We start from the raw sequence: 24,044 nt of genomic DNA, 5'->3' as shown, positions 1-24,044 counted from the left end.
GCGGCGCCGAGCTTATTTCTTCAGTTGGTCGCGCAAGGCGGCGAGCTTGGCGAAGGGCGAGTCCGGATCGAAGCGGACCGGACGCTCCTCGCGCGGCTTCGGCTGGAAGGCGGGCTTGCCGCCCCTGTTCCCGTCGGCACCGCTCTTGCCTTCCGGCCTGCCGCCCTTCCAGTCCGGTCGGCCCTCGCGGCGGTCGGGACGCTCGCCCTGCGGACGGCTGTCACGGCGCTGTTCGCCTTCGCCCTGCGGCTTGGGCTTGAACTTGGAACGATCGAAGCGCGGCTTGCCGGCGCCGTCACGCCGCCCTTCATGGGCGGGGCGCTCGCCAGGTGCGCCTGGTGTCTGTGCGGCGGCACCCACCGGTGCATCGCGCCGGCCCCGCGCCTGCCCATTTTGCGGGCGATTGCCGCGGCCTTCACGATGACGCGGGCGCTGGTCGAAGCGAGCCTGCCGCCACAACAGGATCGGCTTGGGCGCTTCGGCTTCCGGCGCGACCTCGGCGGTCTCACCCTCCCCCTCTTGGGGAGGGTCGGCGCGCAGCGCCGGGGTGGGGACAGCGCCAGCGCTTTCAGCACTGCCGGCATCGTCGGCGCTGTCACCCCCGCCCGCGTCGCTTCGCGCCGCGACCTCCCCCATCGAGGGGGAGGTAAGGGCGTCGGCGCTTTCGGCGGCGGCAACAGGCTGGTTTTCTACGATCTCCGCAGATTCTGCCTGTGCGGGCTCGGCAGGCAACTCAACCACGGCCTCGGCTGTCGGAGCTTCTTCGTGCGTTGCCTCAACTGGTGCGGCCACGGGCTCTTCCGCGGCGGGTTCGGCCTCGACGGTATCGGCGGCAGGGGTTTCGGATGCCGGACCCACAGCGATGGCCATATCAGACGCAGGTTCCGAACCTTCGACGGACGCTTCCGCTGCAACATCTATAGCCGCGTCTTCCGCCGCCTTTGCGCGGGCGGCTTCCTCCGCCGCGAGCTTGGCGGCTGCGGCTTCCCGCGCTGCATTGTCCTGTGCCTCGATCCGTGCCTTGACTTCCGCCGCCGGCTTCGGCTCGGCACGATAGCCCAAACCCTTCAGGATCTCTTCCATGTCGTCGGCGGTGGCGCCGAGGATCGACATCATTGGCGGTGTCACCATGAAGGACTGGCCGTCATAGGCCCCATCCGGACGCTGGCCGAGGCCAGGCTTCCAGTTGGTCGCCGGGCGGATCAGGTCGGCCAGCCGCTCCAATATGTCGATGCGTACGGCGCGGCGGCCGAGATTGCGGTAGCCGGCGAGCTTGTAGAAGGCCTTGTCGAAGGCCGGGTCGATGACCACCGAGGTGCGGCCCGACGCCAGCGCGTGGACGACGTCGCCAAAGCCGGGCTTGTCCTTGCCGTCATTCTTCAGCGCCCACAGCAGCGTCACCAGCCCGGCGGGTGCCGGCTTGATCAGCGCCGGGACGAAGACATGGTAGGCGCCGAAGCGCACGCCCAACCGGCGAAGGGCGGCTCGGCCCTCCTGGTCGAGGGACTTCATCTCCTCGGCGATGTCGCGGCGGTTGATGAGGCCGAAATTCTCGACCAGCTGGAAGGCAATGCCGCGGCCGATGCCGGAAATCTGGTCGGCATTCTTCAGATCGACCAGCGGCTTCAACAGCGACTCGATCTGGAAATTGACGAAACGTTCGGCACGCGCCGCGACCTTGTCGCGCGCCGGCCCGGTCAGCTGTTCGTCGGCCAAAAGCACGAGGCGCGGCTTCAGCGCATCCTCGCCGGAGACCAGTGTGCCGATCGGCGCGCCGATCCAGCGCAGCATGCCGTCCGAGCCAAGCGCGAGGTCGCCATTGGCGCAGGCGCCGAAGCGTTCGGCACGCGCCTCGAACTCGGCGGCCAGCGCCTTCTGGGCGGCCGTGCGCACGGCCTTGGCGTCTTCGCCGCCGGCGCTCTGGTCGGCGGTGAAGCGGAACCCTTGCAATTCACCGACATGGTGGCCTTCGACGAGGACGGTTCCGGTAGGACTAATTTCGGCTTCAGGCATGGTATTTTCTCTAAGGCGCCGCATGAGGACGGAAGTCCTGCGGTCTACGAAGCGTTTCGTCAACCGCTCATGCAGCGCATCCGACAATCTGTCTTCGATTTCACGCGTCTTTTCCTGCCAGTGTGCCTGATCGGCCAGCCAGCCGGGCCGGTTCGACACGAATGTCCAGGTGCGGATCTGGGCAATGCGGTGCGACAGCGTGTCGATGTCGCCCTCGGTGGTGTCGGCGCGGCGCACCTGCTCGGCCATGTAATTCTCGTCGACATGGCCATGCCGGGCGAGGTCCATGTAGATCGACGCAATGAGGTCGGCATGCTGGGCCGGGGCGATCTTTCGGTAATCGGGAAGCGCGCAGGCCTCCCACAGCAGCGCCACGCGTTTGGCGTCTGTGGCTAGCGCGCGGATGTCCCCGTCGCGCGACAGATATTCGAGCGCCTGGGCATCCACCGCCGGCAGCGCGCGCGTCAGGCCTTCGACCGGCGCGTTGGTCTCGATCGAGCGCTTCAGCGCATCGAGGCTGGCAAAGTCGAAATGCGCGGTGCGCCACTGCAGCACCTTCACCGGATCGAAGTCATGACTCTCGATCTTGTTGACCAGCTCCTCGTCAAGCGGATCGACCTGGCCGGTGACGCCAAAAGTGCCGTCGCGCAGATGCCGGCCGGCGCGCCCGGCGATCTGGCCGAGTTCGGCCGCCGTCAGGTTGCGATACTGGTAGCCGTCGAATTTGCGGTTCTGGGCGAAGGCGACGTGGTCGAGATCGAGGTTGAGGCCCATGCCGATGGCATCGGTGGCGACGAGATAGTCGACATCGCCGGACTGGAACAGCGCCACCTGGGCGTTGCGGGTACGGGGCGAGAGCGCTCCGAGCACAACGGCCGCACCGCCCTGCTGGCGCCGGATCAGCTCGGCGATGGCATAGACCTCGTCGGCGGAGAAGGCGACGATTGCAGTGCGCCGGGGCAGGCGGGTCAGCTTCTTGGACCCAGCATAGGCCAGATGCGACAGCCGTGGGCGTGTCACCACCGAGACGCCCTTCAGCAGGCGCTGGAGGATGCCGTGCATCGTGGCCGCGCCGAGGAGCAGCGTTTCCTGGCGGCCGCGCAGATGCAGGATGCGGTCGGTGAAGATGTGGCCGCGCTCGAGGTCGCCCGCGAGCTGCACCTCGTCGATGGCGACGAAGGCGGCGTCGGTCTCGCGTGGCATGGCTTCGACGGTGCAGACCGAGTATTTGGCGCCTGGCGGCTGGATCTTCTCCTCGCCGGTGACCAGCGCGACCTTGTGGGCGCCAACTTTTTCGCAGACGCGGCTGTAGACCTCGCGCGCCAGCAGCCTGAGCGGCAGGCCGATGACGCCGGTTTCGTGCGCCACCATGCGCTCGATGGCGAGATGGGTCTTGCCGGTGTTGGTCGGCCCAAGCACGGCGGTCACGTCGCGGCCCGACAGGATCAGCGGCTGGGTGTGTTTCGGCTGGATGTTCATCGGCTCGGAAATAGGGCTTTCTGGCCTCTCATTGTCGGGACGTGCCCCGGACGGCGCGTATGACAGGCGACACATAGGGATTTCGAGCGCGAAGCGAAAGCGGAATGTTCCGCCGGCGGCTCGAAGGTGTCTGTGTGAAACTCCCGGTCGGTCGCTGATTAACGGATGGAACGAGTCTGGAACGAATCAGCGACGAATCGCTGACTCTTCCAGATTCAGCTTTTGTTCACGGCTACATATGGATTTTGTGACCATGAGTCTCACCACATGCTGAATCGTCGAACTGGCCCATTTTATGCAAGGCGAGCTTTGCCGTTAACCTTTGCCAGGAAACGAAGAAAGCGGTGCGACACGCTTCGCTCAACATTGTGAAATTGTTAATCTTTCTGAATCTGGCATTAAGGAACCGCAGGCGATTCCGGCCCTATTAACATTAACTTCCGCTCAAACCCGGAACGAATCGGCGACAAACCGGCGCCAGCGGTATTTTCCCTTTTTGTTCCGCCAATATCGGTGTTGTGAACAGCTTATGCACCGGGAATCCACAGGTTTGGCCACCGGTTTCGCACCGAGGGTCCCGCCGCCATTAACCTTGCGGATTGGGGATTGCGCTGCGGCGAAGACAGGCCTCAGCGTCAATTCGCAAACGGACCGTTTTCCCGATCCGTTTGTCGCCAGTGCGAGGCCGTTGGCCTCGGCGACGTGTCAGACGAAATACTGGCCGCCGTTTGCGGTGAGGGTCGAGCCGGTGATGAAACCGGCCTCTTCCGAAGCGAGGAAGACGACGCAGCGCGCGATCTCTTCCGGTTCGCCGAGGCGGCCGACGGGGATCTGCGGCAGGATGCGCTCGTTGAGCACCTTCTCGTCGATCGCCTTGACCATTTCGGTGGCGATGTAGCCGGGGCAGATGACGTTGACGGTGATGCCAGCGCGAGCCCCTTCCTGCGCCAGCGCCTTGGAGAAACCAATATCGCCGGCCTTGGCGGCGGAATAATTGACCTGACCGGCCTGGCCCTTCTGGCCGTTGATCGAGGAGATGGTGATGACGCGGCCGAACTTGCGGTCGCGCATGCCGCCCCACAGCGGGTGCGTCATGTTGAAGACACCAGACAAATTGGTGTCGATCACCTCTTTCCACTGCTCACGCGTAATCTTGTGGAACATGGCGTCGCGGGTGATGCCGGCATTGTTGACCAGCACCGAGACCGGGCCGAGGTCGGCCTCGACTTTTTTGATGCCGGCGGCGCAACCGTCATAGTCGGCAACCGACCATTTGTAGACCGGGATGCCGGTCTCGGCCTTGAATTTCGCCGCCGCGTCGTCGTTGCCGGCGTAGTTCGCGGCGACCGAATAGCCGGCGGTCTTCAAAGCGATCGAGATCGCCGCACCGATGCCGCGCGACCCACCCGTGACGATTGCAACCTTGGTCATGCTTTTCCCCTTTTGGATATCGCCCTGTTGGCGGGCTTGGCAGGCACTGGATATGGAACGGGCGGCTAAAGCGCGTCGCCTGACGTAAATTCAGGCGCTGCGCTTAGCTCTTTTTCTTGATGCATGTCGGCCTCCCAAAACCGCTGCGCACTTTTGGGCGACGTGCATTGACGCCGCCCGTTCGTTGATTTGTCAGAGCGCTTCCAAGCACATGGCGACGCCCATGCCGCCGCCGATGCACAGGGTGGCAAGACCCTTCTTGGCGCCTCTGCGGCGCATCTCGTAAACCAGGGTGTTGAAGATGCGGGCGCCCGAGGCGCCGATCGGATGGCCGATGGCGATAGCGCCGCCATTGACGTTGACGATCGAGGGATCCCAGCCCATGTCCTTGTTGACGGCGCAGGCCTGCGCCGCGAAAGCCTCATTGGCCTCGACAAGGTCAAGATCACCAACCGACCAGCCGGCCTTTTCCAGGGCCTTGCGCGAGGCGGGGATGGGTCCGGTGCCCATGATTGCCGGATCGACGCCAGCGGTTGCCCAGGACGCGATGCGCGCCAGCGGAGTGATGCCGCGCTTGACGGCTTCCGCTTCGCTCATCAGCAGCGCGCCGGCCGCACCGTCATTGATGCCGGATGCGTTGGCGGCGGTCACGGTGCCGTCCTTGTCGAAGGCCGGCTTCAGCTTGGTCATGGCGTCGAGCGTCGCGCCGTGGCGAATGTATTCGTCCTGGTCGACGACGGTGTCGCCCTTCCTGCCCTTGATGGTGAAGGCGACGATCTCGTCCTTGAACTTGCCGGCCTTCTGCGCGGCCTCGGCCTTGTTCTGCGAGGCCAGCGCAAACTGGTCCTGATCATCGCGGGTGATCTGGAACTGGCGGGCGACGTTTTCGGCGGTGTTGCCCATGTGGTAGCCGTTGAAGGCATCCCACAGCCCGTCCTTGATCATGGTGTCGATCATCTTGTAGTCGCCCATCTTGACGCCGGCGCGCAGGTGCTCGGCGTGCGGCGACAGCGACATCGATTCCTGGCCGCCGGCAATGATCACCTTGGCGTCGCCGGTGGCGATCTGCTGCATGCCGAGCGCAATGGCGCGCAGGCCCGAGCCGCACACCTGGTTGAGGCCCCAGGCGGTGGTCTCCTTCGGCAGGCCGGCGATGATCGAGGCCTGCCGGGCCGGGTTCTGCCCCTGAGCGGCGGTCAGTACCTGTCCGAGGATGACCTCGTCGACCTCGGCCGCTTCGACGCCGGCACGCGACAGCAATTCCTTGATGACGATGGCGCCCAGTTCATGGGCGGGCGTGGCGGCGAAAGCGCCGTTGAAGGAACCGACGGCCGTGCGCGCGGCGCTGGCAATGACGATGGAATCGGACATTTTGTTCTCCAGACCTCAAGCTGATGTTCTGTCGTTGAGGACTTTTCTTGCCCTTTCCCAACCTCAAGTCAAACCGGAAATCGGCATGGCGCGCATGCGTCGCAAGCAGAGCGCGCGTCGCCGCGGCGGTCGTTGGTCCGTTGCTGCGCAGCATATTTTGCCCGCTATGCAGCATTATGTGATCCCGCACTGCACAAACCGCTTGGAATTATGAGGCTTTTGCGCATATCCTCAAAAAGGGCGCAATCGTTACCGGCTGCTTACTCAGGCGCGCCGGTGTCTGGGGAGGATGCAGATGGCCGCAAAAGACGATCCGATCATTATCAAGAAATACGCCAATCGCCGCCTCTACAATACGGGCACGAGCACCTATGTGACGCTCGAGGATCTGGCCGAGATGGTCAAGAAGGGCGAGGAGTTCACCGTCCAGGACGCCAAGACCGGCGACGACATCACGCACCCGGTGCTGACCCAGATCATTTTCGAGCTGGAGAACAAGGAGGGGCAGAACATGCTGCCGATCCCCTTCCTGCGCCAACTGATCGCGTTCTACGGCGACCAGATGCAGATGATCGTGCCGAGCTTCCTCGAACAGTCGATGATCGCCTTCTCCAAGGAGCAGGAGCGGTTCCGCGAGCAGATGAAGGGCGCCATCGGCAAGTCGCCCTTGGACGTGATGAAGATGGCGACGCCGATGAAGGCGCTGGAGGAACAGACGCGCCGCAACATGGAAATGTTCCAGAACGCAATGCGGCTGTTCACGCCATTTCCACCCGCGGGCTCGGCACCGGCCGCGGCCCCCGCCGAACCGGCCAGGAAGGAAGCGCCGGAAAAGCCCGACGATTTGCAGCAGCTGAAGGACCAGATCGCGGCCATGCAGCGCAAGCTCGACACGATGTCATAAGCCACGCGCTTATAGCAACAATCCCTCATAGCGGCCGCGCGGTCGGATGATGCTGCCGCTCACCATCTGTTCGACCATATGCGCGGCCCAGCCGACGCTGCGTGCGAGCGCGAACAGCTGAAACGGTGCATCGCGCGGCAAGCCGAGGCCGCGCGTCAGCACGGCCAGGGCAAAATCGATGTTCGGTCGGGCGCCGGTCGCGGCAATGGCGGCGGCTGCCAGCGACCGCAATGTCTCGTCGGTGTTGTCGATGGCCGCCAGAAGTGCCGTGGCTCGAGGGTCGCCCTCGGGATAGAGCTGATGGCCGAACCCCGGCAGCGGCCGGTCATGGCCGAGCCAGCGCCGGATCGCAGCATCGGCGCCGTGCCGTGCCGCATCTTCCGCCAGTTGCATCACCGCCTCGCCGGCGCCGCCGTGGCGCGGGCCGGACAGTGTCGCCAGGCCCGCTAGCAGGCAAGCGGCGGGCGAGGCTCCCGTGGATGCCGCGACGCGGGTGGCAAAGGTCGATGCGTTGAGTTCGTGGTCGGCGAGCAGGACAAGGGCACGGCGGATCGCTTCCGCGCCGCCATCATCGACCGACCAGCCCCGCGCCAATCGCCGATGCACCGGATCCGGCCCCGCCGAGGCACCGAGGGCGCCCGCCACAACGCCGATTGCCCGCGCGGCGTCGGTGCACAGCGAGGCGGCGCTACGTCCCAGCGAAGGCCGCCCCTGGCCGGCAAGCAGGGCAAGCTGCGCAAAGGCCGGGGCTCGACCGAGCTGGCCTGACGCGTCTTGCGCCGGTGCTTCGAAACGGACCGGTTCAGGCAGAGCCCAAAGCAGGGCGGCGGTCTCTTCCAGCGTGGCATGGTCGGACAGCGCAACGGCGTCCCGGCCCCGATAGATGAGATGACCATGCCAAATGGTCGAAATCGCCGTTGCGATCGACGGCTCGCCCCAGGAGATGGCGCTTTCGGCGATGGCCGAGGGGCTGCGTCCGCGCGCCCGGCGGGTTGCCAGCGCCGCGATATCGTCGGCGCGATATTCGCTACGGCGCGGATCGGCGCGGTCCGGGCGCATGCCGATGCGCCCGCGGCTGACATAGGCGTAGAGCGTCTGCGGCCTCACCTGAAGCCTTTCCAGCGCCTCTTCCCGCGACAGCCATTCGGACATATCGAGCCATGATGTTGATTCTATTGATCAAGATTGATGCTTATGTCGCCCATCCTTATCTCCCATCGGGAAAAGCTTCAAGGAGACAAGGCCATGGCGAATGGGCTCGATGATGTGGTGGCGGCTGAAACCGTGCTGTCCGACGTGGATGGTCTGGGTGGCCGCCTGACGATCCGCGGCCATTCGTTGCCGGAACTCGCCGGGCGATGGAGTTATCCGCAGGTCGTGCGTCTGCTGCTGGACGGGTTCTTCGACGATTTGCCTGGTGACGTCGATCTGGCGGCGAGATTGGGCAAGGCACGCGTCGAGGTGTTCGACCGACTCCTGCCTTCGCTGCCCTTGCTGGCCCCGCTTGACGTCTACAGCGCCATGCGTGCCGGCATGGCGCTGCTGCCGGATGGCGAGACGCTGGCCGATGCCTTGCTGCTGATCGCGGCACCCGCCGTGCTGACTCCGGCGCTCTTGCGTCTGGGACGCGGCGAGCAGCCGATCACTCCAGACAGCAAGGCCGATCATGCCGCCGACATGCTGCGGATGCTGAGGGGTTCCGACCCTTCGCCTGATCTTGCCAAGGCGCTCGACACCTATCTGGTGACCGTCTGCGACCACGGCCTCAATGCCTCGACCTTCGCCACCCGCGTCGTCGCTTCGACATTGGCCGGCCTGACATCGTCGGTGCTGGCAGGCCTAGGCGCGCTGAAAGGGCCGCTGCATGGCGGCGCGCCCGGCCCGGTGATCGAGATGCTCGATGCCATCCAGGCACATGGCGACGCGGCCGTCTGGCTGCGCGACGAGATCGCGCATGGCGAGCGCATCATGGGCTTCGGCCATCGCATCTACCGCATGCGCGACCCGCGCGCCGATGTGCTGAAGGCGGTCGTTCGCCAGCTTGGCGGCGAGGGCGAAACCGGCCGCCGGCTGGCCTTCGCCGAGACTGTCGAGCAAACGGCGCTCGATGTGCTTCGGATCGCCAAGCCGCAGCGCTCGCTGCAGACCAATGTCGAGTTCTACACCGCGCTGGTGCTGGAAGCGGCGGGTTTCCCGCCGCGAGCCTTCAGCAATGTCTTTGCCGCCGGGCGCGTCGCCGGCTGGGTCGCGCATGCGCGCGAGCAGCAGACGACCGGGCGCCTGATCCGTCCGCAGTCACGCTATGTCGGCCCGGTGCCGGATCTCGTCGCCTAGGCTCGATGTCGGTTTCGAACAGAACGCCTCTTCGCGTTGAAGCGGAGGGGCTTTTTCCGCATGGCCGAAAAATTCATGTGATCACGCGACCGTGTTCGTGTTCTTGCCTTGGTCCATCCTTATATGCTGCACTGCAACATAAACTCCCGGCAACCGCATCCTTCCGACGACGTTGGGGCATGCTGGAGCATCAGGATGACAGGGACGCCATGACGAAGAACGGCAAGGCGGAGGAAAAGAAGAAGATCAACATCGCCCTTCAGGGCGGCGGCTCGCACGGGGCTTTTTCCTGGGGCGTGCTCGACCGGCTGCTGGAGGATGGGCGGCTGGAGATCGCGGCTGTGTCCGGCACCAGCGCTGGCGCCATGAATGCCGTGGCGCTGGCCGATGGTTTTGTCAGAGGCGGGGTCGAGGGCGCGCGCAAGAAGCTTGACGATTTCTGGCGCGCGGTGGCGGCGAAGGGCCGCTTCAGCCCGGTGCAGCGCATGCCTTGGGATGTCGCCTGGGGCAACTGGTCGATCGAGAACACGCCCGGCTACGTCTTCTTCGACACCATGTCTCGAGTGTTCTCGCCCTATGTCGCCAATCCGCTCGGCCTCAATCCGCTGCGCGATGTGGTGGCGCGAGAGATCGATTTTGGCAATGTCCGCGCCTGCAAGTCGATCGAACTGTTCATCTCCGCCACCAATGTCGAGACAGGACAATTGCGGGTCTTTTCCGATGGCGAGATCGACCTCGACACGGTGATGGCCTCTGCCTGCCTGCCGCAACTGTTCCGCGCCGTGGAGATCAAGGGTGTGCCCTATTGGGATGGCGGCTATGGCGGCAATCCGGCGCTCTACCCGTTCTTCAAGACGGCGGCGACCGAGGACGTGCTTCTGGTGCAGATCAACCCCGTGGTGCGCGAGGGGACGCCGAAAAGCGCCAACGAAATCCAGAACCGGATCGACGAGATCACCTTCAATGCCGGGCTACTGCGCGAATTCCGCTCGATCGCCTTCGTCAAGGAACTGATCGCCGCCGGCCGGCTGCCGCATGGCGAATATCGCGACATCCGCATGCACCGCATTGATGCCGACGAGGCGTTCAAGGACCTGTCGGCGTCGTCCAAGATCAACGCCGAATGGGCGTTCCTGACCTATCTGCGCGACCTCGGCCGCACCGCCGCCAGCGACTGGCTGGAGGAGAACTACGATGCCGTCGGCAAGCATGCAACGCTCGATCTCTCGGGCGAACTGGACGACGGTTTCAAACCGGTGCGCGGCCCCGCACCTGGTCGGCGGGTCAAGGAGTTTCTTGCCGCACGCAAGACCCCGGAAGCAGAACGCCGCCGGGCCTGAACCCATCAGCCGCCAAAGAGCGCGATAGCCGAGCCGCCGTCCGGCACTGCCCGGTTGTCGCGCGAGGGTGCCGGATCGATCAGGACCATCGGCGAGGTTTTCCGGATCCGCGTAGCGTCCGTGGACAATGGGCAAGTGACAACCAGCGCGTGTGAGGATCACATCATCATGCTGACGCCTGCTGCCACCGACACGCCGATGCTGCCGCGCACCGTTACGCACTGCTGCCGGGAAATGATGAGCGGATCGGTCGACACCAGGCTTGCGAATGGCACGGAGTTTCCGCAGCCGCGCTGTGGTCAGCGCCATGTCGCTGGCTCCGGGCCCCAGTGATCCGACACACCCCATTGCCGGGCGCGTCGACGTTCTTGATGGTAGGCTAAACGTTGACGGACGGCTTGGCGCAAATCCCAACTTGAGTGGCATGTCCCGCTATTTTGCGAGTAATTCCAACTGGTTGGTTGGGATCGCTGTTGCCGAAATCTGATAGCGTTCGCCGATCGGAAATGATCTGGCCCGTCGGCCGAAATCCGCATCCCGATTAAAAAATCCGCGCAGGATGGCGCCGGTTCCGCGGGAATGCGGTGCTGCCCCGTTTGGCAATGGCAGACCGGTCATTCGGGCCGGCGATGAGGGGCGGACCGTGAGCCGGCTGAGCAGGTATTTTAGGGGATCGAGAACAGTATCGCGGTGGTCACACCTTGTCCGGCTACGCAATGCTGCAACTTTCGGACTATATCGCGGTGCGACTTTGATGTAGAAAGCGCGCTCGCCGTTCACGGCAAATTGAACAGGGTCAGGCGCGCACCCATATCGGCGACGCGCCCGCGCTGCGGAGGCGCGGTGCTGGCCGAACCCGCAACGGAAAAATGACGATGCCGAGAATCAGGTTTCACAAGCTTGCAGCCATTGTTGTGCTCATTGGCTTCGCGGCCTGGATGGCGACAGGCGAGTTCTCGTCGGTCGGCAGCGTCGCGGCGAACAAGGCCAAGGCAGCCGAAGTCGAGCAGGGCAAGGCGCCGGACGCAGGCAAGCCGAAGACGGTAGCCGAGCCGAAGGCGCCGCTTCGCACGGTCGCCGTGGTGACGCCGCCGCGCAAGACTTATGCACGCGCCATCCGTATCTCCGGGCTAACCGAGGCCGACAAGCGCGCGGTGCTTGCAACGCGCGTCGCCGGCGTCATCGACAAGCTGCCGGTGAAGCAGGGCCAGCACGTCAAGACAGGCGATCTGGTGCTGATGCTGGCGGCGGAGGAAAAGATCTCGATGGTCGACAACGCCAAGCAGCTTGTGGCGCAGCGCAAGGCCGAGCTCGATGCCGCCGAGCGGCTGGCCAAGACCGGCAATTTGCCCAAGCTGCAGCTTGACACCGCTCGCTCGAACCTCACCCAGGCGCAGTCCCAGCTCGATACCGCGCAGGCCGAACTCGACCGCAACGAAGTCAAGGCGCCGTTCGACGGCGTCATCGACCGGGTGCCGGTGGAACTCGGCAGCTCCGTCATGCAGGGCGGCGAGGTGGCAACCATCCTCAAGCTTGATCCGATCATCGCCCGTGGCGAAATCAGCGAGCGCGATCTCGGCTACCTCAAGCTAGGTGACAAGGCCAGCGTGCGGCTGGTCAACGGCCAGACCGTCGAAGGCACCGTGCGCTACATCAGCCGCGATGCCTCGTCGGCGACCCGCACCTTCCGCGTCGAAATCGCCATCCCCAATGCCGATGGCAGCGTTCCCGCCGGCATGACCGCAGAGATCGGTCTCAGCGCCTTGCCGACCGACGCGATCATGCTGCCGCGTTCGGTAGTGACGCTCGGCGACAAGGGCGATCTGGGCATCCGCGCCGTGGGCAAGGACAACAAGGTGGCGTTCTTCCCGATCGACCTGGTCGACGACACGCCGACCGGGCTCGTGCTTGGCGGCATCCCGGCCGATGCGCGCATCATCGTTGCCGGTCAGGAACTGGTGAAGGAAGGCGATGAGGTCAATCCGGTCGAGGCAGACCAGGCGACCATCAACAAGCTGATTGGCGAAGCCACCGCCGGTACCCAGTAGCGCGACGTCAGCGCGGCGGACTTGTCCGGCGCCTGGTCAGTTCGCCGCTCCGAAGAAAACAGCAGGTCCAATTCATGGATATCGTCAGACTCGCAATCAACAATGCCCGCCTGACCATCTCGGTGCTGGTCTTCCTTCTGCTTGCCGGCTGGGTCGCTTATCAGTCGACGCCGAAGGAAGCGGAACCCGACGTTCCGATTCCGATGATGTATGTCAGCCTGGTCTACCAGGGCATTTCGCCGGAGGATTCCGAACGGCTCCTCTTGCGCCCGATGGAAAGCAAGCTGAAAAGCCTGAAGGGCCTCAAGGAAATGCGCTCGGCCGCCTTCCAGGGCGGCGGCTATGTGCTGGTCGAGTTCCAGCCACAGACCAACCTGGCGACGGCGCTGCAGGATACACGCTCCAAGGTGCAGGACGGCAAGGCCGACCTGCCGCAAGCGGCCGAAGAACCTGTCGTCACCGAGGTCAACGTTTCCGAATTCCCGGTGCTCGTCGTCACGCTATCCGGCGAACTGCCCGAGCGCGTGCTGGCCGCCGCGGCGCGCGAACTGCGCGACCGCATCGAGGAAGTGCCCGGCGTTCTCGAAGGCTCGCTGCAGGGCTCGCGCGACGATCTTGTCGAGGTCGTCATCGATCCGATGAAACTGTCTTCCTATGGCTTGCAGCTCGACCAGCTGATCGGCGCCGTCGGCGCCTCGAACAGCCTCGTCGCCGCCGGCAATATCGAAGGTTCGCAGGGCAAATACGCCGTCAAGGTGCCGTCCCTGATCGAAACCCCCGAGGATGTGGCGGCACTGCCCGTGGTCGCCGGCCCCAATGCCGTGGTGCAGGCGAAGGACATCGCGACGATTCGCTCGACCTTTGCCGACGCCACGACGATCACGCGTCTCAACGGCAAGCCGGCCATCGCCATCGAAGTCAAGAAGCGCATCGGCGCCAATCTGATCGACACGCTGACCAAGGTGAGGGAGGTGTCCGACGCCTTCGTCAAGACGATGCCCGAGGGGATGCACGTCACCTACACGCAGGACAAGTCGGTCTTCGTCAACCAGTTGCTCGGCGATCTGCAGAATCACGTGATGATCGCCGTGATCCTGGTGTTCATCGTCATCCTCTACGCGCTGTCGGGCCGTGCCTCGCTGCTGATTGGCCTCGCCATTCCGTCGTCCTTCCTCATCGGTATCCTGCTGCTCGCGATGATGGGCTACACGATCAACATGATCGTGCTGTTCAGCCTCATCCTGGCTGTCGGCATGCTGGTCGACGATGCCATCATCGTCACCGAATTCGCCGAACGACGCATGAGCGAAGGCATGCCGAAACAGGAAGCCTTCGCGCTTGCCGCCAAGCGCATGGCCGGTCCTGTCATCGCCGCGACCATGACGCGCATCGCCGCCTTCTCGCCGCTGCTGTTCTGGCCAGGCATCATCGGCGATTTCATGAAGTATATGCCGATCACGCTGATCGTCACGCTCTCGGCCTCGATGCTTTATGCGCTGGTTTTCGCGCCGACGCTGGGCGCGATCTTCGCCAAGGCGCCGGAGCATCACAAGGATGACAATCGCGACGGTTGGTATATGGCCGTCGTCAAGCAGGCGGTGCGCTTCCCCATTACGGTGATGGTGCTCACCGTCGTTCTTCTGGCCAGCATCTTCGTTGGCTACTCGAAGTACGGCGCCGGAGTCGAGTTCTTCCCGAGCGTCGAACCGGATTACGGACTGCTCTATGTGCATGCCCGCGGCAACCTTTCGCTCGCCGAAATGGATACGGCGACCAAGATCGCGGAAAACAGGCTGCTCGGCTGGCCGGGTGTGAAGTCCGTCTACACCCGGGTCGGCAAGTCCCAGGGCGGCGGTCAGGATGTGCCCGAGGACGTTGTCGGCGTCATCCAGTACGAGTTCATCGACTGGCGCGAGCGCAAATCGGCCAACCAGATCCTGAATGATCTGCGCGGCGTCATGGCCGGCATTCCCGGCGTCGACGTCGAGGTTCGCGTGCCGGAAGCTGGCCCGCCGACCGGCAAGCCGATCCAGATCAGGCTTTCGGCCGTCGATCCGAAGGGATTGGACGAGAAGGCGCGCGCGGTGGCGGCGCGCATCGCCAAGGTGCCCGGCGTCATCGACATTTCCGACGGCTTGCCGCCGCCCGGCGTCGACTGGGCGCTCGAGGTCGATCGTGCCAAGGCCGCCCAGTATGGCATCAGCCCGACCTCGGTTGGCACCGTTGTGCAGCTCGTCACCAACGGTCTGAAGCTGTCGGAATACCGGCCCGCCGGCGCCGACAAGGCGGTCGACATCCGCCTGCGCTTGCCGGAGGACCGGCGCACGCTGTCGACCCTCGACGAGCTCAGGGTGCAGACCTCGCAAGGGTCGGTGCCGATCTCCAACTTCGTCGTCCGCAAGGCGAAGCCGAGCGTCGGCGTCCTCAATCGCATCGACGGCGCGCGCACCGTGGTGGTGCAGGCCAACGTCGCCGCCGGCGCCCAGGTCGCCGCCGTACAGCAGGAGGTCACCAAGGCCGTCGCCGACATGGGTCTGGGCAGCGGCATCCGCTGGAAGCTGGCTGGCTCGAACGAGGACAGCGCGGAGGCCAGTGCCTTCCTAAGCAAGGCTTTTGGCGCAGCGATCTTCCTGATCTTCCTGGTGCTGCTGGCGCAGTTCAACAAGTTCACCAGCGTCTGGCTGGTGCTGTCCTGCGTGGTCATGGCGACTATCGGCGTGTTCCTCGGGCTGCTGATAACAGGCGAGACATTCGGCATCGTCATGTCGGGCATCGGTGTCATCGCGCTGGCCGGCGTGGTGGTGAACAACAACATCGTGCTGATCGACACTTATGACCGGCTGCGCGAAGAGGGTTGGGACAAGATGGATGCCGTGCTGCAGACCTGCCGCGAGCGTGCGCGACCGGTGGTTCTGACCGCGGTGTCGGCGATCCTGGGTGTGCTGCCGATCGCCTTCGGCCTCGGGCTGGAAATCTTCCATCACGAGACGACGATCAACGCACCGTCGACGCAGTGGTGGATATCGCTGTCCTCGGCGATCGTCTTCGGCCTGTCCTTCGCCACCATCCTGACACTGGTGGTGACGCCGTCGATGCTGATGGTGTTCACCCGCGCCAAGGTGAAGCCTGGCGCCAGGCGCGGCTGGTTCAGCCGGCTGTTGCGGCGCGGCAAGGGCGAGATCCCATCGGACGCGCCGACAGCGGAGGCGGCCACCGAGCCGGCCATCGCCTTCCCGAAGGCCGCCGAATAAGCAGGCTTGCCGATCTGACCGGCAAAGGCCGCACGGAACATCCGGGCGGCCTTTTGCATTTTGTCCTCACGAGCAATGCGAAGCATCGTCTCGGGAGCAATGCAGAGCGGGGATTTCGTCATGCCGATCATCACCATTGTCATCATCGTCCTGATCCTTGTGCTTATCGGTGCGGTGCCGGCCTGGCCGCATTCGCGCTCCTGGGGATACGGACCTTCGGGCATAGTCGGTGTGGTGCTGGTGGTGGTTCTGGTGCTGCTTTTGATGGGGCGGCTCTGAGCCGCCTTCGGTTCGAGGAGAGGCGTGGGCGAGCTTGGCCCTCCAACCTCATTCAGGCGGCGTGCAAATGGCCATTCGCGGTGGCGATGCCGATATCCTCGAGGGCTTCGGCGATAGCCTGATCGAGCGGCGTATGGGGTATCTCACCGATGATGCCCTCCAGCCGCGTCGAGGCCAGCCGATGCGGTTCGAAACGCAGATAGGACATCGAGACGATCTCGCGCCACATTGCCACGAACGGGCTGCCGGCGCGCAGCACCCACCACGCCATCGCGCTCATCTTCAGCGGCCGGCCGAGTGCTTTCTCGGCGGCGGCCTTGATTTCCAGATCGGTGACCGCGTGGCCGGGAAAGTTCAGCGCCTCGTAGGAGCCGAGCTTGTCGAGATTGCGCGCCAGCGCCACGAAGCCCACGGCGAAGTCTGGCAAATAGGCCCATTCATGCATGAGGTCGGCCGGGCCGGGCGCGGTGTAGATGCCCTTGGTCATCTTGGCGGCGACGACCAGGTCGAACCATGAGCCGCTGCCGGTGCCGCCGAAGAAGTCGCCGGCCCGCAGAAGAATGGTGCGCACCCGGCCTGCCTCGGCTTCATGGCGGAACAGCTCTTCCATGGCACAGCGGATGCGGCCCTTTTCAGTCGTCGGATGGAAGGGCGTGTCTTCCGACAGCACGGCCGGCATCGGCGAACCGTAATTGTAGATGGTACCGGGAAAGAGATGCAGCGCGTTGTTCGCATAACAGGCCGCCATGACGTTCCGCGCCATCGGCAAGCATTTGCTCCAGTCGGTGTAGATCGGGCTGAGGCCGTTGAAGACGATATCGACGCCCTCGGTGGCGCGGATCAGCGATTGACGGTCCAGCGCATCGCCGACGACCGCTGTGGCGCCTTTGAGCTCGGCCGGCACCTTGCCGGTGCGGGTGACGGCGCGGACGTCGAAGCCGGCATCGATGAAGGCTTTGGCAACCACGCGGCCGAGCCGGCCGTTGGCGCCGAGAATTGCGATCTTGGTCATGTCAGTACTCCTGGTTGGTGTTGCAGTCCGTATCGCTGTTTGCATGGCGAATATGAGTGCCTCATTGATGAATTGAAATTGGCCATGAACGTAGGCTTGATATTCATTCTTGAATGGATGATATCGACTAGAACCCGATCGAGAGCTTCGTCATGGTGGCGGAAACCGGCAGCCTGTCGGCCGCAGCGCGAAAGTTATCCGCCAGTCAGCCGACGCTTGGCGGCAGATCGGGAGTTGGAGGAGGCGCTCGGCGTCACGCTGTCCCGGCGCGGGCGAAGAGGCTATGCGCTCACGGAAGCCGGGGCCACGATGTTCGAAAGCGGCAAGGCGGTCCGCGAGCAGGCGAGTGGGAAGCGGTGCGGACGGGAAACGGTATCGGCCTCGGCCAGCAACGGCTGGCCGAGCGGGATCCGCTGGTGGAGAAGGTCTGCCCGGCCTGCCGCTGCCGCTCGGCGTCACGCTGTCCCGGCGCGGGCGAAGAGGCTATGCGCTCACGGAAGCCGGGGCCACGATGTTCGAAAGCGGCAAGGCGGTCCGCGAGCAGGCGAGTGGGAAGCGGTGCGGACGGGAAACGGTATCGGCCTCGGCCAGCAACGGCTGGCCGAGCGGGATCCGCTGGTGGAGAAGGTGCTGCCCGGCCTGCCGCTGCCGAACCTGCCAATGTGGCTCGCCATGCATCGCGATGTGCGCGGCAGCGTGCGCATCCGCCGCGTGGCGGATTTTCTCCATGAGGAACTGAAGCGCTATTCGGCGGGTGCGGGCGCGAATTCGGCGCGGTGAGCCAGTCCGGCCATCAGCAACACGACGATCAGCAAGCCCGCCATGGCGATGAAGATCGGGCCGAAGCTGAAATGCTCGGCGACGAAGCCGATCGCCGACGGCGCCACCAGAATGCCGGAATAACCCATGGTGGTGACGACGCTCATGCCGGTGCCCGACGACATGCCTTCCTGGTTACCGCCGGCCGAAAAGATGATCGGCACCATGTTGGCGATGCCGAAGCCGCAAAGCGCAAAGGCAGCGATGGCGAGCCAGGGCGAGGGCGACAGGCCGGCGATCAGCATACCGGCGGCGGCGACAATGGCCGAGCCGCGCAGTGTCGTCACGGCGCCGAAACGGTTGCGTACGCCATCGCCGAAAAAACGCATGATTGCCATGACACCGGAGAAGGCGGCGTAGGCGAGACCGGCAACGGCAAGGTCGGCGCCGAGTTCCTGCCGCAGATACAGCGCCGCCCAGTCGAGCACGGCACCTTCGGAGATCATCGTCAGCAGCGCCATCAGCCCAATGAAGTAGACCAGGGGGCTCGCAGGCAGTGTGAACCTATGATGCTCCGCGACCTGCGGCCTGTCTTCGGCCACGAGATGGGAAACCGCCGCCGCGATCGCCGCGAGGGCAAGCGCCGTTACCAGCGCGGCATGGGCGAGGTGGCCATAATTCTGGATGGCGAAGCCGCCAAGCGCTCCGCCGGCGAAGCCGCCGAGACTCCAGAAGCCGTGCGAGGAGGACATGATCGCCCGGGACAATTTTCGTTCGACGACCACCGCGTTGGCGTTCATGGCAACATCCATGCCGCCGATCGAGCCGCCGAAGATGAACATGGCGATGGCCGCCAGCGGCACGTTGGGCGCCAGCGCCACGACCAGCAGGCCGAGGCTGCCGCAGAGGCCGAACCAGCGCAGCACGATGCGTGAGCCGTGTTTGGAGATCAGGTGGCCGCACCAGGTCATCGCGGTGACAGCGCCGGCGCCGAACAAAAGGATCAGCAGGCCGAGCGTGAACTTCGAAATGTCCAGCCGGGTCAGGAACACCGGGATCTGCGGCGCCCAACTGCCGGTCAGGAAGCCATTGGCGAGGAAAACAGCGGCCACGGCCCATCGCCCGCGAATGGCAGTCTGCATGGCGTTCGACGCGTTCATAAGGCGAATCCGGTCAGAAAATGGCTTTGCGCCGCAAATTAGATCGATTCAATTTTCAGTCAAGCACCGCGCAAAGAGAAGTGTTTGGACCAAAGGGAGCGACCAAGGGGTCGGTTTCGTTCGAGGCAGGCTGCGGCGTTGTTGGCAGAAACGCCTCTCCGTTCGTCATCCACGGGCGAAGCAAGGAGCGAAGCGACGCGGCGCAGACCCGAGGATCCATGCCGTGACCGAGGAGCGCCGCTAGATGCAGAATGTTCCCTGGTTGCGCCGTTACGATCATATTCTGGACCGCGGTGCTCTTCGGCAGCCGTCACGGAATGGATTCTAGGGTGTCCGCGACGTCGCTTCGCGACTGCTTCGCCCTAGAATGACGAAGCCGCAAACTTCGTCCCGCGTCGGAAGTAGGTGCCGGAGGCTGGTGGCCGTCTAAGGTTCGCTAGTGGTCCTTGGGACGCCTCGCTTCGAACTCGGCCTTTTTGGCATCCGAAGCTTCGGTTTGATTGAGCGCCTGCCAGTCGGCATAGGGCATGCCGTAGACGATCTCGCGCGACTGGTCCTTGCTGAGATCGACGCCCTCGGCATTCGCCGCCTCGCGATACCAGTTCGACAGGCAATTGCGGCAGAAACCGGCAAGATTCATCAGGTCGATGTTCTGCACATCGCTGCGTTCCCTGAGATGCTCGACCAGCCGGCGGAAGGCCGCGGCCTCGAAGTCGCGCTTCTGCTCGTCATTGAGTTCGATCATCGTAAGCTCCTTACGGCTTAAACCGGCCCGGTGCGCGAGCCGAATTGCCTGACCACATGTATATCGGCACGGCGGTCGATGGCGTCAACGATCGGAGCCAGGCGCTCGGCCCACGCGATCGCACCTTTCTGGTCAGATATCAGGTCCTGGCGGATCTCGATCAGCGCGTGGGCATAGCCGTTGACGATGGCATGCTTGAACATGGTGTCGCCGCGCAGCGCGCCGTCATAGGGTTCATTGTCGCCGACGACGAGGGTCTTATCCTCACCGAGCATATCGATCAGCGGCCGCGCAACCCGGTCGTCCCGGTCCCACAGGATACCGACGTGCCAAGGGCGTTGGATCCCTTGCATGACCGGCGTGAAGGAATGCACCGAAAAGATGAACGGCGCCTGCCCGGAAGCCTGCGCGACCGAAGCGATCATGGCGGCCACGGCGTCGTGATAAGGCCGGTAAAAGCGGTCGAGCCGTCTTTCGCGTTCCTCCGGCGCCATGGGATAGTTTCCCGGCACGATCGTGCCGTCATAGAGCTGGCGAATGAGGGTCGGATCGTCCTCGCCGCGGTTGGGGTCGATCAAAAGCCGCGAGAAATTGGCGATCACCGCGGGCACGTCGAGCAAGGCGGCGAGTCCGCGCGTCACCGCCTCGACGCCGATGTCATAGGCGATATGGCGGTCGAACTCGGCAGCCGGCAGGCCGAGGCTGCCATAGTCGTCGGGCAGGTCGCGGCGGGCATGATCGGCCAGGAGCACGATGCCTCGCTTGCGGTCGCCCTCGACAAGGTCGAAGGGCGCGAAAACTGTGGATCGGGTCATTGGCGGGAAATGGTCTGTTCGCTGGCTTCCGGGGAGGGTGCTATCGTCATTCCACGAAGACGACGCGTGCGCAATGCCGTTGTTTGGCCAAGGTTTCCGCCGAAATCTGGCAAGGGGCGACGGAAAGCGCGCCGGGAGCCTTCCTAAATCGATTGGAATTGGTCAAAACGGCGCGTTGACATGCGCTCGGACTTTTCCGAAAAGGGGCGCAGAGAGATGCAGATGTGGTTCTTGAGGGGTTTTCGGATGGGTTCCGCCGGCAGGCAGCGCATGCGCCCTGCCTTTGCCATGCCGCTCCTGATCCTGACCGTCGGCATGTCGGCAATGGTCGTGGCTTCGCCGGCACGCGCCGATTTCCGCGTCTGCAACGCCACGCAGAACCTGGTCGGCGTCGGCATTGGCTATCGTGCCAAGGCCGGCTGGATCACCGAGGGCTGGTGGCACATTGAAGGATCGAGTTGCAAGACGTTGATCGAAGGGCCGCTGTCATCAAGGTTTTACTATCTTTATGCAGAAGACGCCGAGCGTGGTGGACGCTGGGACGGCCCGATCAACATGTGTGTGGCTGAAAAAGAGTTCAAGATCGCCGGCGTAAACGACTGCGTCGCCCGGGGCTTCCAGCGCGCCGGATTCCAGGAATATGACACGGGCGAGCAGGCAAGCTGGATGGTCCAGCTGACCGATGAGCCCGCAACGGGAGGCGCCCCAGCCACCCCGGGAATCAATAGTCAATGAGACGTAGCCGCAAGGTCAAGATCCTAGCCACAATCGGCCCCGCCTCCTCCTCCGAGGAGATGCTGAAGAAATTGTTCGAAGCGGGCGCCGATGTGTTCCGCATCAACATGAGCCACACCGATCACGAGCTGATGCGGACGCTGGTGGGCCGTATCCGCGCCGTCGAGGAAAAGGTTGGCCGGCCGATCGGCATCCTGGCCGACCTGCAGGGCCCCAAGCTGCGTGTCGGCAAGTTCGCCAATGGCAAGGAAGTGCTGACATCCGGCCAGACCTTCACGCTCGACGACAATCCCGAGCCCGGTACGTCGAACAGGGTCTATCTGCCGCACCCCGAAATCCTGAGTTCGGTCGAGGCTGGCGATCGCCTTTTGATCGACGACGGCAAGCTCGAGCTGAAGGCGGTGAAGAGCAACGGCAAGTCGATCACCTGCACTGTCGTCGCCGGCACCACGATTTCCGACAAGAAGGGCGTCAGCCTGCCCGATACCGACCTGCCAGTCGGCGCGTTGACCGAGAAGGACCGCAAGGATCTCGACGCCGTGCTTGCTACGGGCGTCGACTGGGTCGCGCTGTCCTTCGTGCAGCGGCCGGAGGATCTGGCGGAAGCGCGCAAGATCGCGCGCGGCCGGGCTCTGATCATGGCCAAGATCGAAAAGCCGCAGGCGGTTGCCAGGCTGGCCGAGATCATCGACCTGTCCGACGCGCTGATGGTCGCCCGTGGCGACCTCGGCGTCGAGATGCCGCTGGAAGCCGTGCCCGGCATCCAGAAGCAGATCACGCGCGCCGCGCGCCGCGCCGGCAAACCGGTGGTGATCGCCACGCAGATGCTGGAATCGATGATCACCGCCCCGGTGCCGACACGCGCCGAAGTGTCCGACGTCTCGATCGCCGTCTTCGAGGGCGCCGACGCCATCATGCTGTCGGCCGAATCGGCGGCGGGGGCCTATCCCGTGGAAGCGGTGGCGATGATGAACCGCATCGCCACCAAGGTCGAAACCGACCCGACCTATGCCGGCATCATCAACGCGCAGCGCTCGGAACCCGAAGCGACAGGCGCCGATGCGATTTCGCTGGCCGCCCGCGAAATCGCCGAAACGCTGAAACTGTCGGCGATCATCACCTATACCGCGTCCGGCACCACCGGGCTGCGGGCGGCGCGCGAACGGCCGCAGGTGCCGATCGTGGCGCTGTCGCCGATCCTCAACACGGCCAGACGGCTGTCGCTGCTGTGGGGCACGCACTGCGTCGTCTCGCCCGACGCCACCGATCTCGACGACATGGTCAACCGCGCCTGCCGCATTGCGCTGGAAGAGGAATTCGGCAAGCCGGGCGATCGCGTCATCATCACCGCCGGCGTGCCGCTCAGGACGCCGGGATCGACCAATATGCTGCGCATCGCCTATGTCGGATCGGAAGCAGCCGGCCGGTAAGCCCAGCCTTTCCTGACGGAAGCATATCTCGCGCCCTGTGCGTAGCTCAACGTGGCAGCGATACAACAGAGGCTTGGACAATGGTCCTGGCCTCTGTCTGGACACGGGCTTGCCGTGATCGCCTCTACAAGGCGCGGTCGAGTGGCGCTAACAGTCGCCCTACCCGCCAGCATCTCCCATTTTGAAAGTGTACTTCAATGTCATCTCTCGTTTCGCGCGGTCGCTGCTGACCGGGCTGTCGCTTGTCGGGGTTTCGGCGATCTCGGCCTATGCCCAGATGCCCAGACAGCCGATCAGCGCGGCCAGTTCCTTCAATCCCGCGCCGCTTGAGCCGACACCGGAAAAGGCGCCGATCGAACAGGCCGCGCCTGAAATCATGGTCCCGGTGTCGCCCGACTATGCGAGCATGTACAGCGCGGTCGGGGATGGCGGCCATGCGTTGCCGGCTATACCCTTCACCAAGGTCGACGAACGGTTTCTGCGACAGATGGTCGACGATCCGACGGGCGAGAAACCTGGAACGATCGTGGTCAATACGACCGACAAGTTCCTCTGCTTGGTGCTCAAGGGTGGCAAGGCCATGCGCTATGGCGTCGGCCTGGGTCGCCAGGGCTATTCCTGGAAGGGACGTGCGATCGTCCAGTGGAAACGCAAATGGCCGACCTGGACGCCGCCTTCGGCTATGATCCGCCGGGATCGGAAGCTGGAAAAATGGCGCCAGGGCATGGAGCCCGGCGTCAGCAACCCGCTCGGATCTCGCGCTCTCTACATCTTCAAGGATGGCGTCGACACGCTTTACCGCATTCACGGGTCGCCGGATTGGAAGTCCATCGGCAAATCCGCTTCGTCCGGCTGCGTGTTCAATCAGGACGTCATGGATCTTTACGAGCGCGTTCCCGGCAAAACGCCGCTGCTGGTGATCTAACTTGTGGCGCTGC

19 protein-coding genes are annotated in these 24,044 nt (G+C 64.2%); 11 read left to right on the top strand and 8 right to left on the bottom strand.

All coding sequences use genetic code 11. The features are described 5' to 3' along the window. Positions 1 to 12: 12 nt before the first annotated feature. From FJW03_RS21640 to FJW03_RS21630, 3 genes are all read right to left on the bottom strand, one after another. Complete coding sequence (locus FJW03_RS21640) at positions 13 to 3,492, bottom strand: helicase-related protein (RefSeq protein ID WP_140760918.1); 3,480 nt, start codon at positions 3,490 to 3,492, stop codon at positions 13 to 15. 705 nt (positions 3,493 to 4,197) lie between these two features. Next, positions 4,198 to 4,923: an acetoacetyl-CoA reductase gene (phbB, locus tag FJW03_RS21635; RefSeq protein ID WP_140694949.1), complete on the bottom strand. Its 726-nt coding sequence runs from the start codon at positions 4,921 to 4,923 to the stop codon at positions 4,198 to 4,200. A 192-nt stretch (positions 4,924 to 5,115) separates the two neighbouring features. After that, positions 5,116 to 6,294: an acetyl-CoA C-acetyltransferase gene (locus FJW03_RS21630; RefSeq protein WP_140694952.1), complete on the bottom strand. Its 1,179-nt coding sequence runs from the start codon at positions 6,292 to 6,294 to the stop codon at positions 5,116 to 5,118. On the opposite strand from FJW03_RS21630, the gene FJW03_RS21625 reads away from it, so the two are divergent. Together FJW03_RS21625 and phaR are read left to right on the top strand one after the other, a co-directional pair. After that, positions 6,275 to 6,508, top strand: coding sequence for a hypothetical protein (locus FJW03_RS21625; RefSeq protein WP_140760916.1), 234 nt, complete (start codon positions 6,275 to 6,277; stop codon positions 6,506 to 6,508). The genes FJW03_RS21630 and FJW03_RS21625 overlap by 20 nt on opposite strands. An 81-nt stretch (positions 6,509 to 6,589) precedes the next feature. Further along, a complete protein-coding gene (phaR, locus tag FJW03_RS21620) occupies positions 6,590 to 7,198 on the top strand; it encodes a polyhydroxyalkanoate synthesis repressor PhaR (RefSeq protein WP_140608223.1) in 609 nt (202 codons plus the stop codon). A 9-nt stretch (positions 7,199 to 7,207) separates the two neighbouring features. On the opposite strand, the gene FJW03_RS21615 is transcribed toward phaR, so the two are convergent. Further along, entirely contained in the window at positions 7,208 to 8,350 is a 1,143-nt protein-coding gene (locus tag FJW03_RS21615; protein WP_140760914.1) for a citrate synthase, read from the bottom strand. Between the two features lie 93 nt (positions 8,351 to 8,443). Between FJW03_RS21615 and FJW03_RS21610 the strand changes: the two genes are divergently transcribed. From FJW03_RS21610 to FJW03_RS21590, 5 genes are all read left to right on the top strand, one after another. Continuing rightward, positions 8,444 to 9,532 (top strand): citrate synthase/methylcitrate synthase, encoded by a 1,089-nt coding sequence (locus FJW03_RS21610; protein ID WP_140760912.1) that lies wholly within the window; start codon positions 8,444 to 8,446, stop codon positions 9,530 to 9,532. 209 nt (positions 9,533 to 9,741) lie between these two features. Next, positions 9,742 to 10,872 (top strand): patatin-like phospholipase family protein, encoded by a 1,131-nt coding sequence (locus FJW03_RS21605; RefSeq protein WP_140608404.1) that lies wholly within the window; start codon positions 9,742 to 9,744, stop codon positions 10,870 to 10,872. 875 nt (positions 10,873 to 11,747) lie between these two features. After that, positions 11,748 to 12,920, top strand: coding sequence for an efflux RND transporter periplasmic adaptor subunit (locus FJW03_RS21600; RefSeq protein WP_140694961.1), 1,173 nt, complete (start codon positions 11,748 to 11,750; stop codon positions 12,918 to 12,920). 74 nt (positions 12,921 to 12,994) lie between these two features. After that, the gene (locus FJW03_RS21595; RefSeq protein WP_140760910.1) at positions 12,995 to 16,171 is read left to right on the top strand and encodes an efflux RND transporter permease subunit; all 3,177 of its coding nucleotides are present in this window, start codon (positions 12,995 to 12,997) and stop codon (positions 16,169 to 16,171) included. Positions 16,172 to 16,291: 120 nt separating this feature from the next. Beyond that, a complete protein-coding gene (locus tag FJW03_RS21590; RefSeq protein WP_140608213.1) occupies positions 16,292 to 16,450 on the top strand; it encodes a DUF3309 family protein in 159 nt (52 codons plus the stop codon). Positions 16,451 to 16,502: 52 nt separating this feature from the next. Here FJW03_RS21590 and FJW03_RS21585 read toward each other — a convergent pair whose 3' ends face one another. Further along, positions 16,503 to 17,462 carry an SDR family oxidoreductase gene (locus tag FJW03_RS21585; RefSeq protein WP_140694967.1) on the bottom strand — a complete coding sequence of 320 codons (960 nt, stop codon included), beginning with the start codon at positions 17,460 to 17,462 and terminating at the stop codon, positions 16,503 to 16,505. Between the two features lie 558 nt (positions 17,463 to 18,020). On the opposite strand from FJW03_RS21585, the gene FJW03_RS21580 reads away from it, so the two are divergent. Further along, positions 18,021 to 18,242: a hypothetical protein gene (locus FJW03_RS21580; protein WP_226890427.1), complete on the top strand. Its 222-nt coding sequence runs from the start codon at positions 18,021 to 18,023 to the stop codon at positions 18,240 to 18,242. Here FJW03_RS21580 and FJW03_RS21575 read toward each other — a convergent pair. The 3 genes from FJW03_RS21575 to FJW03_RS21565 form a co-directional block, all read right to left on the bottom strand. Then, positions 18,206 to 19,381: an MFS transporter gene (locus FJW03_RS21575; RefSeq protein WP_140760908.1), complete on the bottom strand. Its 1,176-nt coding sequence runs from the start codon at positions 19,379 to 19,381 to the stop codon at positions 18,206 to 18,208. The two genes, FJW03_RS21580 and FJW03_RS21575, sit on opposite strands and share 37 nt — an antisense overlap. A gap of 436 nt (positions 19,382 to 19,817) precedes the next feature. Next, a complete protein-coding gene (locus tag FJW03_RS21570; RefSeq protein WP_140760903.1) occupies positions 19,818 to 20,126 on the bottom strand; it encodes a DUF1244 domain-containing protein in 309 nt (102 codons plus the stop codon). A 17-nt stretch (positions 20,127 to 20,143) separates the two neighbouring features. Further along, positions 20,144 to 20,941: an N-formylglutamate amidohydrolase gene (locus tag FJW03_RS21565; protein ID WP_140760901.1), complete on the bottom strand. Its 798-nt coding sequence runs from the start codon at positions 20,939 to 20,941 to the stop codon at positions 20,144 to 20,146. Between the two features lie 180 nt (positions 20,942 to 21,121). On the opposite strand from FJW03_RS21565, the gene FJW03_RS21560 reads away from it, so the two are divergent. From FJW03_RS21560 to FJW03_RS21550, 3 genes are all read left to right on the top strand, one after another. Beyond that, positions 21,122 to 21,676, top strand: coding sequence for a DUF1036 domain-containing protein (locus tag FJW03_RS21560; RefSeq protein ID WP_181173141.1), 555 nt, complete (start codon positions 21,122 to 21,124; stop codon positions 21,674 to 21,676). Beyond that, on the top strand, positions 21,673 to 23,106 hold the full coding sequence (gene pyk, locus FJW03_RS21555) for a pyruvate kinase (protein WP_140608201.1): 1,434 nt from the start codon (positions 21,673 to 21,675) through the stop codon (positions 23,104 to 23,106). The genes FJW03_RS21560 and pyk overlap by 4 nt, the downstream gene beginning before the upstream one ends. 277 nt (positions 23,107 to 23,383) lie before the next feature. Continuing rightward, positions 23,384 to 24,031 carry a L,D-transpeptidase gene (locus FJW03_RS21550; RefSeq protein WP_140761122.1) on the top strand — a complete coding sequence of 216 codons (648 nt, stop codon included), beginning with the start codon at positions 23,384 to 23,386 and terminating at the stop codon, positions 24,029 to 24,031. Positions 24,032 to 24,044 lie beyond the last annotated feature (13 nt).

The sequence above is a fragment of the Mesorhizobium sp. B4-1-4 genome, assembly GCF_006439395.2.
Classification (GTDB): Bacteria; Pseudomonadota; Alphaproteobacteria; order Rhizobiales; family Rhizobiaceae; genus Mesorhizobium.
Note: the sequence above shows the minus strand (reverse complement) of the source record. Positions and strands in the feature narration are given on the sequence as shown.

Excerpts from the sequence above, each read along its gene's own strand:
- FJW03_RS21640 (WP_140760918.1), bottom strand. The coding sequence starts at position 3,492 with ATGAACATCCAGCCGAAACACACCCAGCCGCTGATCCTGTCGGGCCGC.
- phbB (WP_140694949.1), bottom strand. The coding sequence starts at position 4,923 with ATGACCAAGGTTGCAATCGTCACGGGTGGGTCGCGCGGCATCGGTGCG.
- FJW03_RS21625 (WP_140760916.1), top strand. The coding sequence starts at position 6,275 with ATGACGATGGAATCGGACATTTTGTTCTCCAGACCTCAAGCTGATGTT.
- FJW03_RS21630 (WP_140694952.1), bottom strand. The coding sequence starts at position 6,294 with ATGTCCGATTCCATCGTCATTGCCAGCGCCGCGCGCACGGCCGTCGGT.
- phaR (WP_140608223.1), top strand. The coding sequence starts at position 6,590 with ATGGCCGCAAAAGACGATCCGATCATTATCAAGAAATACGCCAATCGC.
- FJW03_RS21615 (WP_140760914.1), bottom strand. The coding sequence starts at position 8,350 with ATGTCCGAATGGCTGTCGCGGGAAGAGGCGCTGGAAAGGCTTCAGGTG.
- FJW03_RS21610 (WP_140760912.1), top strand. The coding sequence starts at position 8,444 with ATGGCGAATGGGCTCGATGATGTGGTGGCGGCTGAAACCGTGCTGTCC.
- FJW03_RS21605 (WP_140608404.1), top strand. The coding sequence starts at position 9,742 with ATGACGAAGAACGGCAAGGCGGAGGAAAAGAAGAAGATCAACATCGCC.
- FJW03_RS21600 (WP_140694961.1), top strand. The coding sequence starts at position 11,748 with ATGCCGAGAATCAGGTTTCACAAGCTTGCAGCCATTGTTGTGCTCATT.
- FJW03_RS21595 (WP_140760910.1), top strand. The coding sequence starts at position 12,995 with ATGGATATCGTCAGACTCGCAATCAACAATGCCCGCCTGACCATCTCG.
- FJW03_RS21590 (WP_140608213.1), top strand. The coding sequence starts at position 16,292 with ATGCCGATCATCACCATTGTCATCATCGTCCTGATCCTTGTGCTTATC.
- FJW03_RS21585 (WP_140694967.1), bottom strand. The coding sequence starts at position 17,462 with ATGACCAAGATCGCAATTCTCGGCGCCAACGGCCGGCTCGGCCGCGTG.
- FJW03_RS21575 (WP_140760908.1), bottom strand. The coding sequence starts at position 19,381 with ATGAACGCGTCGAACGCCATGCAGACTGCCATTCGCGGGCGATGGGCC.
- FJW03_RS21570 (WP_140760903.1), bottom strand. The coding sequence starts at position 20,126 with ATGATCGAACTCAATGACGAGCAGAAGCGCGACTTCGAGGCCGCGGCC.
- FJW03_RS21565 (WP_140760901.1), bottom strand. The coding sequence starts at position 20,941 with ATGACCCGATCCACAGTTTTCGCGCCCTTCGACCTTGTCGAGGGCGAC.
- FJW03_RS21560 (WP_181173141.1), top strand. The coding sequence starts at position 21,122 with ATGCGCTCGGACTTTTCCGAAAAGGGGCGCAGAGAGATGCAGATGTGG.
- pyk (WP_140608201.1), top strand. The coding sequence starts at position 21,673 with ATGAGACGTAGCCGCAAGGTCAAGATCCTAGCCACAATCGGCCCCGCC.
- FJW03_RS21550 (WP_140761122.1), top strand. The coding sequence starts at position 23,384 with ATGCCCAGACAGCCGATCAGCGCGGCCAGTTCCTTCAATCCCGCGCCG.